This window comes from Pseudomonas prosekii, assembly GCF_900105155.1.
GTDB lineage: Bacteria > Pseudomonadota > Gammaproteobacteria > Pseudomonadales > Pseudomonadaceae > Aquipseudomonas > Aquipseudomonas prosekii.
In genome coordinates this window covers 2,310,739-2,327,159 of the sequence record NZ_LT629762.1, presented here as the reverse complement: position 1 = coordinate 2,327,159, position 16,421 = coordinate 2,310,739, and the positions used below count along the sequence as shown (strand labels likewise).

The following is a 16,421-nucleotide window of genomic DNA, read 5'->3' as shown; positions in this document are numbered from 1 at the left end:
GGACGTGCTTGCCAACTATAGCGGGCAGGTTATGGATATGTGGTGACAAATAGGCCGCCCTGTGGGAGCAAGGCTTGCCCGCGATGACTGTCTTGAGAACGCCATCGCGGGCAAGCCTTGCTCCCACAGCTGCTCGCGATGGCGATCCACCAATCAATACAAATCAACGGGATCAACATCCAGCGACCAACGCACCGCCCGCCCGCTCGGCATTTGCTCCAGCGCCAGCAACCAACTGCTCAGCAACCGATGCAGCGGCGCCCGCGCCGTGGCTTGCAACAACAACTGCGCGCGATAACGCCCGGCACGCCGCTCCATCGGCGCCGGCACCGGCCCCAACAATTCAATCCCGCTCAAATTCTGCTCGGCGAGCAAGCGTTCCGCCTCGCTGCACGCTTCATCGAGAAAGCCTTCAGCCTGCCCCGGTTTGTGCGCTTCGGCGCGCAGCAGCGCCAGATGTGCAAACGGCGGCAGCCCCGCCGAACGACGTTCGCTCAAGGCTTGCTCGGCAAACGCGAAATAACCCTGCTCGGTCAATTGCACCAGCAGCGGATGGTCGGCGAGGTGGGTCTGAATGATCACTCGGCCCGGTTCTTCGGCCCGGCCCGCGCGCCCGGCGACTTGCACGATCAGTTGCGCCATGCGCTCGCTGGCACGGAAGTCGCCGGAAAACAGCCCGCCGTCGGCATCGAGGATCGACACCAGCGTCACCCGTGGAAAGTGGTGCCCTTTGGCGAGCATCTGCGTGCCGACCAGAATGCACGGCTGGCCTTTCTGGATCGTCGCGAACAGTTGGTTCATCGCGTCTTTGCGCGAAGTGCTGTCGCGGTCGACCCGCAACACCGGCACCTCCGTGAACAGAATCGCCAGACGCTCCTCGGCGCGCTCGGTGCCGGCGCCTACCGGGCGCAAATCGACTTTGCCGCACTTCGGGCAATGCCGCGGCACGCGTTCGACGTAGCCGCAATGGTGGCAGCGCAGTTCGCCGGAGCGCTGGTGCACGGTCATCCGCGCATCGCAGCGCTGGCACTCGGACATCCAGCCGCAATCGTGGCACAGCAGCGTCGGCGCAAAACCACGTCGATTGAGGAACACCAGCACCTGTTGCCCCGCCGCCAGGGTCTGGCCGATTGCCTGCTGCATCGGCCCGGAAATGCCGCTGTCCAGCGGACGGCTTTTCACGTCCAGACGCAGGAAGCGCGGTTGCTTGGCGCCGCCCGCGCGCTCGTTCAGGCGCAGCAGGCCGTAACGGCCGGTGTAGGCGTTGTGCAGGCTTTCGAGCGACGGCGTTGCGGAGCCGAGAACAATCGGGATGTTTTCCTGCCGCGCCCGCACTAGCGCCAGATCCCGCGCGTGATAGCGCAGGCCTTCCTGCTGTTTATAGGAGCCGTCGTGCTCCTCGTCGATGATGATCAGGCCGGGATTTTTCATCGGCGTGAACAGCGCCGAACGTGTGCCGATAATAATGTCGGCGTCGCCATCACGCGCGGCGAGCCAGGCTTCGAGGCGTTCGCGGTCATTGACCGCCGAGTGGATCAGCGCAATGCGTGCATTGAAGCGCTGCTCGAAGCGCGCCAGGGTTTGCGGGCCGAGATTGATTTCCGGGATCAGCACCAGCGCTTGCTTGCCGGCCTCGAGGGTTTCGCGGATCAACTGCAAATACACTTCGGTCTTGCCGCTGCCGGTGACGCCGGCCAGCAGGAACGCGTGGTAACTGTCGAACCCGGCGCGGATCGCCTCGTAAGCGGCGCGTTGTTCCGGGTTCAGCGGCAGTTCCGGTTGCGCCAGCCAATGTTCGTGGCGAGCGTCGGGCGCGTGTTTGCGGATTTCCACTTGCACCAGTTCTTTGGCGAGCAACAGGTCGAGGCTGTCCTTGCTCAGCATCAGTTTGCTGAGCAATTGATGAGCGACGCCGTGCGGGTGCTGCGCCAGGGTTGCCAACGCTTCACGCTGGCGTGGCGCGCGGGCGATGCGCGGATCATCAAGGCTGGCGCCGGGCGCGGCGGACCAGAAGCGCTCCTGGCGCGCTTCGGCCAGTTCACCCTGGCGCAGCAATACCGGCAGCGCCCAGCTCAACGTATCGCCGAGGCTGTGCTGGTAATACTGCGACGTCCACAGGCACAGTTTGAACAGCGCCGGTGGCAGCGGCGGCGTGGCGTCGAGCAGGGCAATCGCCGGTTTGAGTTTCTCTACCGGGACTTCGCTGGTGTCGGTGACTTCGACCAGAATGCCGATCATTTCCCGCCGCCCGAACGGCACCCGCAGGCGCATGCCCGGTTGCAACTGGGCGCGCAGCACCCCGGCCGGCGCGCGGTAATCGAACAGACGGCGCAGCGGCGAAGGCAGGGCGAGGCGCAAAATGGCGTCGGGCACGCGGGGGGATCTCGATCAACAGGCTATAAAAGCGGGGTCGTACATCCCCTGTGGGAGCGAGCTTGCTCGCGATGACGGCGTGTCAGTCAACATTTACTGCACTGGCACGCCGCTATCGCGAGCAAGCTCGCTCCCACAGGGGATCGCGTATTGGAGCGGGAGCCTAGCAGACGACCGGTTCAAGCGACAGCTTGCGCGATTTCAAAGGTCTGGTAGAATCCGCGGCCTAATTACGTGCGGTATTCAACAATAGTGTTGAGTGGCGGCACGCTAGCCTGAGGAATACACCATGAAAGCCGATATCCATCCAGCGTACGAAACCATCGTAGTAACTTGCAGCTGCGGCAACAAGTTCGAAACTCGTTCGAACCTGTGCAAGCCACTGGGTACTGACGTATGCAACGAGTGCCACCCGTTCTACACCGGTAAGCAGAAGACTCTGGATACTGGCGGCCGTGTACAGCGCTTCGCAGACCGTTTCGGTGCTTTCGGCAAGAAACCTGCTGCTGCAGAGTAAGGTTGAAGGGCCCGATGGGCTTTTCCCCGCTGTTGAAAAAGGCGTCCCTTGTGGGCGCCTTTTTTGTGTCCGCGATTTGGCTGTCCGCCGCCCAGGCCTTTTGCCCTGTGCCCGCCGGGCTGACGCCAATCGCGGTGCAGCGCGTGGTGGATGGCGACACCCTGCGCCTGAGCGATGGCCGCAGCGTGCGCATGATTGGCTTGAACACGCCCGAGATCGGCCGTCAGGGCCGCAGCGACGAACCGTTCGCGGTGGCCGCGCGCCAGCGTCTCGAAGCGTTGGTGGCGGCCAGCAATGGCCGGGTGGGTTTGCGTCCGGGTAAAGAAGCGCACGACCGCTATGGCCGCACGTTGGCGCATGTCTACAGCGTCGATGGCGCCAACCTCGAAGCGCAAATGCTTGCCGAGGGCTTCGGTTTTCAGGTGGCGGTGGCGCCGAACATCGATTTGGTCAGTTGCCAGCAAGCCGCAGAGCGCGCGGCGCGACGGGCCGGGCTCGGGGTGTGGAAGCGCTCGCCGGTACTGCAAGCGGCGCAGATTCAGAGGTCCGGTTTCGCCGTGCTCAGCGGCCGTGTGGCCAGTGTGCAGCGCAATCGCGGCGGCGTCTGGATCGCCCTGCAAGGCTCGGTTGTACTGCGCGTTGCGCCCAATCTACTTGGCAAGTTCGACGTTGCGGCGCTGCAACGGCTCAAAGGCAAGCAGATCGAGGCGCGCGGCTGGGTGGTCGATCGCTCGCGGCGCGGCGGACGTGATCAGGGGCAGGCGCGCTGGTTGCTGCCATTGAGTGATCCGTCGATGCTGAAAACGGCGCAATGATAAAAAATTGTAGACATTTTTTATTCAGATTGTGAACAGTCAAGCCCTTGTGTTCCGTGGCTCTTGGCCCAAAGTCGTAGGGCAGGGCGCTTGACAGGGGTGACTGGTCAGTCTTGTAGGGACTTTGCGACACGCGTATCCTCGGCGGTCCGTCTGTCCAACAGTAAAAAGCGGAATGCCCACATGTCTGATTTGAAAACTGCCGCTCTCGAATATCACGCCCATCCTCGTCCAGGGAAGCTGAGTGTCGAGCTCACCAAGGCCACCGCTACCGCCCGCGACCTGTCGCTGGCCTACAGCCCCGGCGTAGCCGAACCAGTACGCGAAATCGCCCGCGATCCTGAACTGGCCTACAAATACACCGGTAAAGGCAACCTGGTTGCAGTCATTTCCGATGGCACCGCGATTCTCGGCCTGGGTAACCTCGGCCCGTTGGCTTCCAAGCCAGTCATGGAAGGTAAAGGCGTGCTGTTCAAGCGCTTCGCCGGCATCGACGTTTTCGACATCGAAGTCGACTCCGAAAGCCCGCAAGCCTTCATCGACACCGTCAAGCGTATCTCCATCACCTTCGGCGGCATCAACCTGGAAGACATAAAGGCACCTGAGTGCTTTGAGATCGAACGCGCTCTGATCGAGCAGTGCGACATTCCGGTTTTCCACGATGACCAGCACGGCACCGCCATCGTTACGGCGGCCGGCATGATCAACGCCCTGGAAATCGCTGGCAAAACCCTCGCTGACGCCAAGATCGTCTGCCTGGGCGCCGGTGCGGCCGCCATCTCCTGCATGAAATTGCTGGTGAGCATGGGCGCCAACATCGAAAACATCTTCATGGTTGACCGTACCGGCGTGATTCACTCCGGCCGTGACGACCTGAACCAGTACAAAGCGGTGTTCGCTCACGCGACCGAAAAACGCACTCTGGCTGACGCGCTGACCGGTGCTGACGTGTTCGTCGGCCTGTCCGGCCCGAACCTGCTGAGCGCTGAAGGCCTGAAATCCATGGCGGCCAACCCGATCGTGTTCGCGTGCTCGAACCCGGATCCGGAAATCTCCCCGGAACTGGCGCACGCCACCCGTAACGACGTGATCATGGCCACTGGCCGTTCGGACTACCCGAACCAGGTCAACAACGTGCTGGGCTTCCCGTTCATCTTCCGCGGTGCCCTGGACGTGCGCGCCAAGCGCATCAACGAAGAAATGAAAGTGGCCGCCGCCAACGCCCTGCGCGAACTGGCCAAGCTGCCAGTTCCTCAGGAAGTGTGCGACGCCTACGGCGGCATCAAACTGGAATTCGGTCGTGAGTACATCATTCCGAAACCAATGGATGCACGCCTGATCACCGTGATCTCCGATGCCGTGGCCAAAGCCGCCATCGAGACCGGCGTAGCGACCCTGCCGTATCCGAAGAACTACCCGCTGCAAAGCGTGGATGACGTGTTCAACGGCTAAGCCGTAGAGCGCATCGACCGAAAGCCCCGGCTCGTAAGTGAGTCGGGGTTTTTTTATGCCTGATGTTTTCGCAGCGCCAGAACAGGCCTCATCGCGAGCAAGCTCGCTCCCACAGGGGAATGCATTTCAATGTGGGAGCGAGCTTGCTCGCGATGACGGCTGACCAGTCGCTGCATTTATCCCGGGCAATAAAAAGCCCCGCGCTTCTTTCGAAGGCGGGGCTCCTGGTTTGCGTGACGCGATCAGAACAAGTCGATCGGCGCCGCTTCGTCTGCCGGCAGCGGGCTGCCCGGCGCGGTGCCGTTGCCCAGTTCGTTGGCCGACGGTGGCGTGTCTTCAGCCTTGAACAGCTCAAAGTACGCACCTGGCGTGCCTGGCGACGCGGCACGGCCGCTGACCGGGTCAACCCGCAGGCTGAGGATGCCTTCAGGCTCCGCTTGCGTGTGCGGCGGCTTGTCCTTGAGCGCGGCGGCCATGTAATTCATCCAGATCGGCAGCGCCACAGTGCCACCGAACTCGCGGCGACCGAGGCTTTCAGGCTGGTCGAAACCGGTCCACACCGTGGTCACGTAATCGGCGTTGTAACCGGAGAACCACGCATCCTTGGATTCGTTGGTCGTACCGGTTTTGCCGGCGATGTCGGAACGCCCCAGCGCCAGTGCACGGCGACCGGTGCCGCGCTTGATCACGTCCTCAAGCATGCTGTTGAGAATGAACGTGGTGCGACCGTCGACAATCCGTTCGGCCACGGCCGGCGTTTGCGGTGCAGCTGCAGTGCCCGGCGCTTCGCCCGGCGTTGCGTTGACCGTGAAGGCCTCGGCGGCGGCTGGCGCGGCGATGCCACTGGCCACCGCAGCGTTCTGCGGCACGCTCGGCGGGTTGGCGACGAACAGCGTGTCGCCATTGCGGCTTTCGATCTTGTCGATGATGTACGGGGTGATCTTGTAGCCGCCGTTGGCAAACGTGCTCCAACCGGTGGCGATCTCCATCGGCGTCAATGTCGCGGTGCCGAGGGCGAGCGACAGATTGCGCGGCAGGTCCTGCTTGTTGAAGCCGAACTTGCTGATGTAATCGATGGTGCGATCGACGCCCAGTGCCTGCAGCAATCGGATCGACACCAGGTTGCGCGACTTGTACAGACCTTCACGCAAGCGGATCGGGCCGAGGAAGGTATTGGTGTCGTTCTTCGGCCGCCAGACCTTGTCCAGGTACTCGTCGACAAACACGATCGGCGCATCGTTCACCAGCGTCGCGGCGGTGTAGCCGTTATCCAGCGCGGCGCTGTAGACGAATGGCTTGAAGCTCGAACCCGGCTGGCGCTTGGCCTGCAAGGCGCGGTTGTAATTGCTCTGCTCGAACGCGAAACCACCGACCAGCGAGCGAATCGCGCCGTTCTGCGGATCAAGCGAAACCAGCGCGCCTTGAGCCTGCGGAATCTGGCTGAATTTCAGCGAATTGTCCGGCTGGCGCTGCACGCGGATCAGGTCACCGACCTGCGCGACATCCGACGGCTGCTTCGGATTGGCGCCCATGCTGTTGGTGTTGAGGAACGGCCGCGCCCATTTCATGGTGTCCCAATTGACATGTTCGTCGCCGGTGCGGGTCAGCACCTGCACGCCATTCTTGTCGACTTGGGTAACGATCGCCGGTTCCAGGCTGCTGATGGTGCGCTGCTTGGTCAGCTCACTGGCCCAGGCTTCGCGGGTCTTGCCCGGCAAGCGCGACTCGGGGCCGCGATAACCGTGGCGCTGGTCGTAGGTCATCAAACCTTCGTGCAGCGCGGTGTTCGCCATTTCCTGAAGGTTGCTCGGCACCGTAGTAGTGACGCGGAAACCTTCGGTGTAGGCGTCGCTGCCATAACGGCCGACCATTTCGGCGCGGGCCATTTCGGCAATGTACGGCGCGTTCACTTCCGGGGTCGGCACGTGATAGCTGGCGTTCAGCGGCTCGTTGATCGCGGTGGTGTAGTCGGCTTCGGTGATTTTCCCGAGCTTGTACATGCGCCCCAGAATCCAGTCGCGACGCTCTTTGCTGCGCGCCGGGTTGGCCAGCGGGTTAAAGCGCGATGGCGCTTTCGGCAGGCCGGCGATCATCGCCATCTGCGCCAGGCTCACATCACGAATCGATTTGCCGTAGTAAACCTGCGCCGCCGCTTCGATGCCGTAGGCGCGGTTGCCGAGGTAGATCTTGTTGACGTACAGCTCAAGGATTTCGTCTTTGGTCAGCTGCCGTTCGATTTGCAGCGCGAGGAGAATTTCCGTGGTTTTACGCGAGAAGCTGCGTTCGCTGGTCAGGAAGAAGTTCTTCGCGACCTGCATGGTGATGGTGCTGCCGCCGGACTGAATGTGGCCGCTCTTGACCAGTTGGGTCGCGGCACGCATCAGGCTGCCGGGATCGACGCCATAGTGGTTGGCGAAGTTATCGTCTTCAGCACTTAGTAACGCATTAATGAAATTGGGGGGAATGTCGGCGAAACGGATCGGCGTACGGCGCATTTCGCCAAACTCTGCGATCAACTTGTTATCGCTGCTGTACACGCGCAGAGGAATCTGCAACTGAATGCTTCTCAGCGCCTCCACGGACGGCAATCCCGGACTAAGGTAAAGATAGGCGCCGCTGAGACCTAAAAGCAGTCCGCAGAAAACGGCGACGATGGACCAACCGAAAAATTTCAGCAGACGAATCAAGGCGTTTGGACATCCAGGGTGAAAAATGAATTTGGCGTCAGGGTCTTCTTGACAAGGAAAACAACCCGCGCTGGCAGTAAAAGCGGAAAAAATCGCTGGGCATTATAAGCATTTTTCCGCCGGGGGCGTCATGGGCGCTTCTGTCAAGACGTGGTGATTGAACGCAATGCACATTACAGAGTCCGTAACTCACGGATAGTCATAGGGAATTGGTAGTGCTAGGACTCTTCAATAAAAAGACCAGGACGCTTCTGGGGATCGACATCAGCTCGACGTCGGTGAAGCTTCTGGAGCTCAGCCGTCAGGGCGACCGCTACCGGGTCGAGGCCTACGCGGTGGAGCCTTTGCCGGCCAGCGCGGTGATTGAAAAAAACATCGCCGAGCTTGAAGGCGTGGGCCAGGCGCTGTCGCGTGTGTTGCTCAAGGCCCGCACCGGCATCCGCAACGTCGCGGTCGCTGTGGCCGGTTCGGCGGTGATCACCAAGACCATCGAAATGGACGCCGGGCTCTCCGACGACGAGATGGAAAACCAGCTCAAAATCGAAGCCGACCAATACATTCCTTACCCGCTGGATGAAGTCGCCATCGACTTCGAAGTGCAGAGCGTCTCGGCGCGCAACCCCGAACGCGTCAATGTGCTACTAGCCGCCTGTCGAAAAGAAAACGTCGAAGTCCGAGAAGCCGCGCTGGCCCTCGCCGGACTGACCGCGAAAGTGGTCGACGTCGAGGCCTACGCGCTGGAGCGTTCATTTGGCCTGCTGGCCACGCAAATGGCGGTGAACCCGGAGCGCTCGACCGTTGCCGTGGTGGACATCGGCGCGACCATGACCACCCTGAGCGTGCTGCACAACGGGCGGATCATTTATACCCGCGAACAATTATTCGGCGGCCGCCAGCTCACTGAGGAAATCCAGCGCCGGTATGGCTTGACCACCGAGCAGGCCGGCCTGGCAAAGAAGCAGGGCGGTTTGCCGGACGATTACGTCAGCGAAGTCCTGCAACCGTTCCGCGAAGCGCTGGTGCAGCAAGTGTCGCGTTCATTGCAGTTTTTCTTCGCGTCCGGCCAGTACAACGCGGTCGACCATATTCTGCTGGCCGGCGGCACCGCGTCGGTGCCCGGACTTGACCGGTTGATCGAGCAACGCCTGAGCACGCCGACCCAAGTCGCCAATCCCTTCGCCGACATGGCGCTCAGCAGCAAGGTCAACGCCGGCGCCCTCGCCAGCGATGCCCCGGCGCTGATGATCGCCTGCGGACTGGCCCTCAGGAGTTTCGACTGATGGCGCGGATCAACCTTTTACCGTGGCGCGAAGAACTGCGCGAAGAGCGCCGCAAACGCTTTCTGCTGGTGTTGATTGGCGTGGTGGTCGGCTCGATCGGCTTGGTGCTGATCGCCGATCAAGTCATCGGCAACAGCATCAATCGGCAACTGGCGCGCAATGACTACCTCGGCAAACAGATTGCGGTGGTCGACGAGCGAATCAAGCAAATCAGCGAACTCAAGGCGCGTCGCCAGCAACTGGTCGAGCGCATGCGCATCATCCAGGACCTGCAAGGCAACCGGCAGATCAGCGGGCGAATCTTCGACCAACTGGCGCGCACGCTGCCGGACGGCGTGTATTTCACCGAAGTGAAAATGGACGGCAAAACCCTGTCCGTCACGGGCGCCGCCGAGTCGAACAACAAGGTTTCGGAGCTGATGCGCAACCTCGATGCGTCGGACTGGTTCGATGCGCCGAGCCTCACCGAAGTCAAAGCGACGACCGCCGGTCAGCTCGATCAGGCCAACGTGTTTCAGTTGACCGTGCGTCAGACTCAGCCCGCGACGATGGAGGCTGCCAAATGAGCCCGTCGGAATGGTTTGAAGGCCTGCGCAAGATCGACATCAACGATCTGGACACCAACAACATCGGCTCCTGGCCGCCGGCCATCAAGGCTGCGGCGGGCATTCTGCTGATGGTTCTGGTGCTGGGGCTCGGTTACAACTTCTACATCAGTGACCTGGAAAACGAGCTCGATCTCAAGCGCGAGGAAGAAACCACGCTCAAGGAGCAGTTCGCCAGCAAGGCCAGCCTGGCGGCCAACCTGGAGCTCTACACCCAGCAGATGAAGGAAATGGAAAATTCTTTCGGCGTGCTGTTGCGCCAGTTACCCAGCGACACCGAAGTGCCGGGCCTGCTGGAAGACATCACGCGCACGGGGCTGGGCAGTGGCCTGGAATTCGAAGAGATCAAGTTGCTGCCGGAAGTCACCCAGCAGTTCTACATCGAGTTGCCGATCCAGATCACCGTCACCGGCGCTTATCACGACCTCGCCACGTTCGTCAGCGGCGTGGCCGGGCTGCCGCGCATCGTCACCCTGCATGACTTCGACCTCGCGCCGGCCAGCCCCGATGGCGGCACCAAACTGCGCATGAGCATCCTCGCCAAGACCTATCGCTACAACGACAAGGGGTTGCAGAAATGACCCCGTTTCGTGGTTTGTGCCTGGGCGTTTTACTGATCGGTCTGGCTGGCTGCAGCGGCGAAAACGACTTCAGCGACCTCGATGCTTATCTCAACGAAGTGCGCCTGCGACCGCCGGGCAAGATTGAACCTACCCCGACATTCCGGTCTTACCCCACATTCACTTACAGCGCGGCCAACCTGCGCAGCCCGTTTTCGCGCCAGGTCAGGATCGACATGGCCGGGCAGAAGCACGGTTCGCGCAACGTCAAACCCGACCCTAACCGGGTCAAGCAGTACCTCGAAGGTTTCAACATCGAGCAGTTTGAAATGGTCGGCACCATCTCCAATGCCAGCGGCTCCTTTGCGCTGCTACGGGGGGGGGGCGGGGTACATCGGTTGAAAGTCGGCGATTACCTGGGGCGTAACGATGGGCGGATCGTCGCCATCAGCGGCTCGCAAGTCGATGTGGTCGAAATCGTTCCTGACGGCGAAGGCGCCTGGCTGGAACGGCCGCGGACCATCCCTTTGAAAGAGCACTCATAGTGGAACTCGAATAATGAACAGGATTTTCTCAACCCTCGGTATTTCGCTATGGATAGCGCTGTTATCACCGATGGTCATGGCGGCCAACCTCAATGCGCTGGATGTCGCTGCGCTGCCGGGTGACCGCGTCGAGTTGAAGTTGACCTTCGATGGCCCGCCGCCCGCGCCCCACGGCTACACCACCGAATCGCCGGCGCGCATCGCGCTCGACCTGCCGGGCGTGGTCAGCAAACTGGCGAGCAAAAACCGCGACCTCGGTGGCGGCAATGCCCGCAGCGCCACGGTGGTGGAAGCCAAGGACCGCACGCGGCTGATCATCAACCTGACTGAGCTGACGCCGTACAGCGCCAGAGTCGAGGGCAACAATTTGTTCGTGGTGGTCGGCCAAGGTGCGCAACCAGCAGCGTCCAGAGCGGCGACCCCCAAGCCTGCTGCGGCTGCCAGCGCGCCGCGCACGGCCAAAGCCAATCCGGCGCCGACGAAAACGTTCGCGGCGGTCGGCAAAACCATTCGTGGCGTCGATTTCCAGCGCGGCACGCAGGGTGAAGGCAATGTCGTGATCGACCTGTCAGACCCTTCAATTGCGCCGGACATTCAGGAGCGTGACGGCAAGATCATCCTCGGTTTCGCCCGCACGCAACTGCCGGAACCGCTGCGCGTACGCCTCGACGTCAAGGATTTCGCCACGCCGGTGCAATTCGTCAACGCCACCGCGACCGGTGACCGCGCGATGATCACCGTTGAGCCGAGCGGCGCTTACGAATACTCGACCTACCAGACCGACAACAAGCTGACCGTCAGCATCCGCCCGATGACCGCCGACGATTTGCAAAAGCGCAACGCCGACCGGTTTGCCTATACCGGCGAAAAGCTCTCGCTGAATTTTCAGGACATTGATGTGCGCTCGGTGCTGCAACTGATCGCCGACTTCACCAACCTCAATCTGGTTGCCAGCGACACGGTGCAGGGCGGCATTACCTTGCGCCTGCAAAACGTGCCGTGGGATCAGGCGCTGGACCTGGTGCTGAAAACCAAAGGTCTGGATAAACGCATGATCGGCAACGTCCTGCTGGTCGCGCCGGCGGATGAAATCGCCGCCCGCGAACGTCAGGAACTGGAGTCGCAGAAGCAGATCGCCGAACTGGCGCCGCTGCGTCGGGAGCTGCTGCAGGTCAACTACGCCAAGGCTGCGGAAATCGCCAAACTGTTCCAGTCGGTGACCAGCGCCGAAGCGAAAATCGACGAGCGCGGTTCGATCACTGTTGATGAGCGCACCAACAACATCATTGCCTACCAGACTCAGGATCGCCTCGACGAGCTGCGCCGGATCGTTGCGCAACTGGATATTCCGGTGCGCCAAGTGATGATCGAGGCGCGAATCGTCGAAGCCAACGTCGACTACGACAAGAGTCTTGGCGTGCGCTGGGGCGGTTCGATCCAGAACAAGGGCAACTGGAACGCTTCGGGTGTCAGCAGCGGCGCCAACGGCTCGACCACGATTGGCACGCCGGGCAGCACCAGCACCAACTCGCCGTTTGTCGACATGGGCACAGCGGCCAATACCTCCGGGCTCGGCATCGCGTTCATCACCGACAACGTGTTGCTCGACCTGGAACTGACCGCGATGGAGAAGACCGGCAACGGCGAAATCGTCTCGCAGCCCAAGGTCGTCACGTCCGACAAGGAAACCGCGAAAATCCTCAAGGGCACGGAAATCCCCTATCAGGAAGCCAGCTCCAGCGGCGCGACATCGGTGTCGTTCAAGGAGGCTTCGCTGTCGCTGGAGGTGACGCCGCAAATCACCCCGGACAACCGCATCATCATGGAGGTCAAGGTCACCAAGGACGAACCGGATTACCTGAACAAAGTGCAGGACGTACCGCCGATCAAGAAAAACGAGGTCAACGCCAAGGTGTTGGTCAATGACGGCGAGACCATCGTCATCGGTGGGGTTTTCTCAAATACTCAAAGCAAGGTTGTAGATAAGGTGCCATTTCTCGGCGATGTGCCGTATCTTGGCCGCCTTTTCCGGCGTGACGTGGTTTCGGAGAAAAAATCCGAGCTGCTGGTATTTCTCACTCCGCGTATCATGAACAACCAGGCGATTGCTGTGAGTCATTGATTCTGTGCGAAATTTGATTCTTGTAGGACCGATGGGCGCTGGAAAAAGCACCATCGGCCGTTTGCTGGCCAAAGAGCTGCGCCTGCCATTCAAAGATTCCGACAAGGAAATTGAATTGCGAACCGGCGCCAATATCCCGTGGATCTTCGATAAGGAAGGCGAGCCCGGCTTTCGTGATCGCGAGCAAGCGATGATCGAAGAGCTGTGCGCCTGCGACGGCGTGGTGCTGGCGACCGGTGGCGGCGCGGTGATGCGTGAAGCCAATCGTCGCGCCCTGCATGCCGGCGGACGGGTGGTTTACCTGCACGCCTCGGTCGAGCAGCAAGTCGGCCGCACCTCCCGTGATCGCAATCGTCCGTTATTGCGCACCGCCGATCCGGCGAAAACCCTGCGTGATCTGCTGACCCTGCGCGATCCGCTTTATCGGGAAATCGCCGATCTGGTGGTGGAAACCGATGAGCGGCCGCCGCGAATGGTCGTCCTCGACATTCTCGACCGCTTGCAGCAACTTCCTCCCCGTTAAAGCGCGGCGCGAAATGCGCTATCCTCGGCGTCCTGTCATCGCCGCAAAGGTTGTGGCGGATGGCTGGCAAGCGGCGTCACACCAGCAGACGCCGGGCCATTTGGTTAGCCGGGCCCATTTGGTTACCGGCACATTGGATTATTCGAGGCAGGACGCCTGATTCCATCTTCACTGTGGGGACACATGCAGACACTCAAGGTCGATCTAGGCGAGCGCAGCTACCCGATTCATATTGGCGAAGGTTTGTTGGATCAGCCTGAGTTGCTGGCCCCGCATGTTCGCGGACGGCAAGTGGCGATCATCTCCAACGAGACCGTGGCGCCGCTCTATCTCGAACGCTTGAGCAAAAGCCTCGCGCAGTTTTCGGTGGTGTCCGTTGTGTTGCCGGACGGCGAGTCGTTCAAGAACTGGCAAACCCTGCAACTGATTTTTGACGGTCTGCTGACCGCACGGCACGACCGCCGCACCACGGTTATCGCCCTCGGCGGCGGCGTGATTGGTGATATGGCCGGTTTCGCTGCAGCGTGCTACCAGCGCGGCGTCGATTTCATTCAGGTGCCGACCACGTTGCTCTCGCAGGTCGATTCGTCGGTCGGCGGCAAAACCGGGATCAATCATCCGCTGGGCAAAAACATGGTCGGCGCCTTCTATCAGCCGAATGTCGTGCTGATCGACACCGCCACCCTCAATACCTTGCCGGCTCGCGAGCTCTCTGCGGGCCTGGCCGAAGTCATCAAATACGGATTGATCTGCGACGAGCCGTTCCTCACCTGGCTCGAAGACAACGTCGAGCGCCTGCGTGCGCTTGACCAGGTGGCGCTGACCTACGCGATCAAGCGCTCCTGCGAAGCCAAGGCTGAAGTGGTCGGCGCCGATGAAAAGGAAACCGGGGTTCGCGCTACTTTGAACCTGGGCCACACCTTCGGTCACGCCATCGAAACCCACATGGGCTATGGTGTGTGGTTACACGGTGAGGCGGTCGCTGCTGGCACCGTAATGGCGCTGGAAATGTCCGCACGTCTCGGCTGGATCAGCGAGCAGGAACGCGATCGCGGCATCCGCCTGTTCCAGCGCGCCGGCCTGCCGGTGGTACCGCCGGAAGAGATGACAGAAGCCGATTTTCTCGAACACATGGCAATTGACAAGAAAGTGATCGACGGTCGTTTGCGCCTGGTGCTGCTGCGCCGCATGGGCGAAGCGGTGGTGACCGACGATTATCCGAAAGAGGTTCTACAGGCCACGCTGGGAGCGGATTACCGCGCCCTGGCTCAGCTTAAAGGTTAATAAGATCCCGATGACTAGTTTGCATGCCGACGAGGCTTTCCTCGGCCATTTCCAGTTGAGCCATGACCCTTTTGCACCACGGGTGCCTGGCTTCAAATTCTTCCCGGCCCAGCGCAAACCAGTGCTGGGTCAACTGCATCATCTGGCGCGTTACAGCCAGTTGCTGCTCGTTGTCACTGGCCCGCAAGGCAGTGGCAAGACGCTGCTGCGCCAGGCTCTGGTGGCCAGCACCAACAAGCAATCGGTGCAAAGCGTGGTGGTTTCCGCCCGTGGCGCCGGTGATGCGGCGGGCGTGTTGCGTCAGGTCGCGCAAGCGCTGAACGTGGCTCAGCCAGAGATCGGCGCGATCCTCGCTCAAGTGGTGCAATTGGCGCTCACCGGGCAGGAAGTCTATTTGCTGGTGGACGACGCCGAGCAACTCGACGAATCCTCGCTCGAAGCCTTGATGGCGCTGGCCGCTGGCGCACCTGAAGGTCGCCCGCACGTGTTCCTGTTCGGCGAGTCGTCGCTGATCGCGCAACTGGAGGCTTTGAACCTCGAGGAAGAGCGCTTTCACGTCATCGAACTGCAGCCGTACACCGAAGAAGAAACCCGCGAATACCTCGATCAGCGTCTCGAAGGCGCCGGCCGCGGTATCGAACTTTTTACCGCAGATCAGATCTCTGATATTCACGAAAGCTCCGACGGCTGGCCTGGCAACATCAACCAGGTTGCCCGCGATGCGATGATCGAAGCAATGATTGCCAGCCGCACAGCGGTGAAGCGTCCAAGTATGGGGTTCAACATGCCGAAGAAACACGTATTGGCGATTTCCGCCGTAGTCGTGGTCGCGGTAGCCGCCGCCTGGTTGATGCCGGGCCGCAGCAAGACACCGACCACCGGCGCTCCGGTCAACGAGCAGGCGCAACTGCCGTTGGGCACGCCGCAACCGAATGCTGCTGGCGGCGCACCTGCCGTTGAGTTCGCCGGTAACACCCAACCGATGCCGCTGCCGCTGGTCGGCCAGCAGCAGCCGGTCATGCGCAGCCCGCTGGCCGAAGCGGCCGGTGGTATCACTGAAGGCGACGACGGCGTGCCGGTCGAAGGCTCCAGCGCGACGCCGCCAACCGTGACCACCTCGGCGCCACCGGCCGGCATTCAGCCAGGCCCGGCACCGACCCCGGCTCCAGCTCCAGCGGCCAAACCGGCTCCAGCTCCGGCACCGACCCAGATCGCAACCGCCAAGCCTGCCCCGGCGCCAGCGGCAAAACCGGCGCCAGCGCCGGCCAAGCCTGCCGTTGCTGCCAAACCTGCCGAGAAGCCGGTCACCGTGGCCAAGGCTGCTGGTGCAGGCTGGTACGGCGGTCAGCCGACGAGCAATTACGTAGTGCAGATCCTCGGCACCAGCTCTGAAACCGCTGCGCAAAGCTTCGTCAAGGAGCAGGGCGGCGAGTACCGTTATTTCAAGAAAGTCCTGAACGGCAAACCGCTTTACGTCATCACCTACGGCAGCTTCGCCAACCGCGATGCAGCCCTCACCGCCATCAAGGCCTTGCCAGCGAAGGTTCAGGCTGGTAAACCTTGGCCTCGCACTGTCGCCAGCGTCCAACAGGAACTGGCAACAACTCGCTGAAGATTCGGCGGCCTTACCCAGGCCGCCTCTCCAAGCACCTCAAAAT

The 16,421-nt window shown here is 61.5% G+C and carries 13 protein-coding genes; 11 read left to right on the top strand and 2 right to left on the bottom strand.

Annotated features, from left to right (window positions below):
- Positions 1-153: 153 nt before the first annotated feature.
- Positions 154-2,373 (bottom strand): primosomal protein N', encoded by a 2,220-nt coding sequence (locus BLU01_RS10565; RefSeq protein WP_092274501.1) that lies wholly within the window; start codon positions 2,371-2,373, stop codon positions 154-156.
- A 289-nt stretch (positions 2,374-2,662) separates the two neighbouring features.
- On the opposite strand from BLU01_RS10565, the gene rpmE reads away from it, so the two are divergent.
- The 3 genes from rpmE (at position 2,663) to BLU01_RS10550 (ending at position 5,157) form a co-directional block, all read left to right on the top strand.
- Positions 2,663-2,890, top strand: coding sequence for a 50S ribosomal protein L31 (gene rpmE / locus BLU01_RS10560; RefSeq protein WP_092274498.1), 228 nt, complete (start codon positions 2,663-2,665; stop codon positions 2,888-2,890).
- A 14-nt stretch (positions 2,891-2,904) separates the two neighbouring features.
- Entirely contained in the window at positions 2,905-3,705 is an 801-nt protein-coding gene (locus BLU01_RS10555) for a thermonuclease family protein (protein WP_092274495.1), read from the top strand.
- A gap of 183 nt (positions 3,706-3,888) precedes the next feature.
- The gene (locus BLU01_RS10550; protein WP_092274492.1) at positions 3,889-5,157 is read left to right on the top strand and encodes a malic enzyme-like NAD(P)-binding protein; all 1,269 of its coding nucleotides are present in this window, start codon (positions 3,889-3,891) and stop codon (positions 5,155-5,157) included.
- A gap of 242 nt (positions 5,158-5,399) precedes the next feature.
- On the opposite strand, the gene BLU01_RS10545 is transcribed toward BLU01_RS10550, so the two are convergent.
- Positions 5,400-7,844 (bottom strand): penicillin-binding protein 1A, encoded by a 2,445-nt coding sequence (locus BLU01_RS10545; RefSeq protein WP_092274489.1) that lies wholly within the window; start codon positions 7,842-7,844, stop codon positions 5,400-5,402.
- 215 nt (positions 7,845-8,059) lie between these two features.
- Here BLU01_RS10545 and BLU01_RS10540 point away from each other — a divergent pair, with 215 nt between their 5' ends.
- The 8 genes from BLU01_RS10540 to BLU01_RS10505 all read left to right on the top strand — a co-directional run bounded on the left by BLU01_RS10540 (position 8,060) and on the right by BLU01_RS10505 (position 16,375).
- A complete protein-coding gene (locus BLU01_RS10540; protein ID WP_092274486.1) occupies positions 8,060-9,124 on the top strand; it encodes a pilus assembly protein PilM in 1,065 nt (354 codons plus the stop codon).
- Positions 9,124-9,690: a PilN domain-containing protein gene (locus BLU01_RS10535; RefSeq protein ID WP_092274483.1), complete on the top strand. Its 567-nt coding sequence runs from the start codon at positions 9,124-9,126 to the stop codon at positions 9,688-9,690. The genes BLU01_RS10540 and BLU01_RS10535 overlap by 1 nt, the downstream gene beginning before the upstream one ends.
- On the top strand, positions 9,687-10,310 hold the full coding sequence (pilO, locus tag BLU01_RS10530; protein ID WP_092274480.1) for a type 4a pilus biogenesis protein PilO: 624 nt from the start codon (positions 9,687-9,689) through the stop codon (positions 10,308-10,310). Before BLU01_RS10535 ends, pilO begins: the two co-directional genes overlap by 4 nt.
- A complete protein-coding gene (locus BLU01_RS10525) occupies positions 10,307-10,834 on the top strand; it encodes a pilus assembly protein PilP (RefSeq protein ID WP_092274477.1) in 528 nt (175 codons plus the stop codon). Before pilO ends, BLU01_RS10525 begins: the two co-directional genes overlap by 4 nt.
- A gap of 13 nt (positions 10,835-10,847) precedes the next feature.
- Positions 10,848-12,956 (top strand): type IV pilus secretin PilQ family protein, encoded by a 2,109-nt coding sequence (pilQ, locus tag BLU01_RS10520; RefSeq protein ID WP_092274474.1) that lies wholly within the window; start codon positions 10,848-10,850, stop codon positions 12,954-12,956.
- Between the two features lie 4 nt (positions 12,957-12,960).
- Positions 12,961-13,479: a shikimate kinase AroK gene (aroK, locus tag BLU01_RS10515; RefSeq protein WP_092274471.1), complete on the top strand. Its 519-nt coding sequence runs from the start codon at positions 12,961-12,963 to the stop codon at positions 13,477-13,479.
- 183 nt (positions 13,480-13,662) lie between these two features.
- On the top strand, positions 13,663-14,763 hold the full coding sequence (aroB, locus tag BLU01_RS10510) for a 3-dehydroquinate synthase (RefSeq protein WP_092274468.1): 1,101 nt from the start codon (positions 13,663-13,665) through the stop codon (positions 14,761-14,763).
- A gap of 10 nt (positions 14,764-14,773) precedes the next feature.
- Entirely contained in the window at positions 14,774-16,375 is a 1,602-nt protein-coding gene (locus BLU01_RS10505) for an AAA family ATPase (RefSeq protein ID WP_092274465.1), read from the top strand.
- The last annotated feature ends 46 nt before the right edge of the window (positions 16,376-16,421 follow it).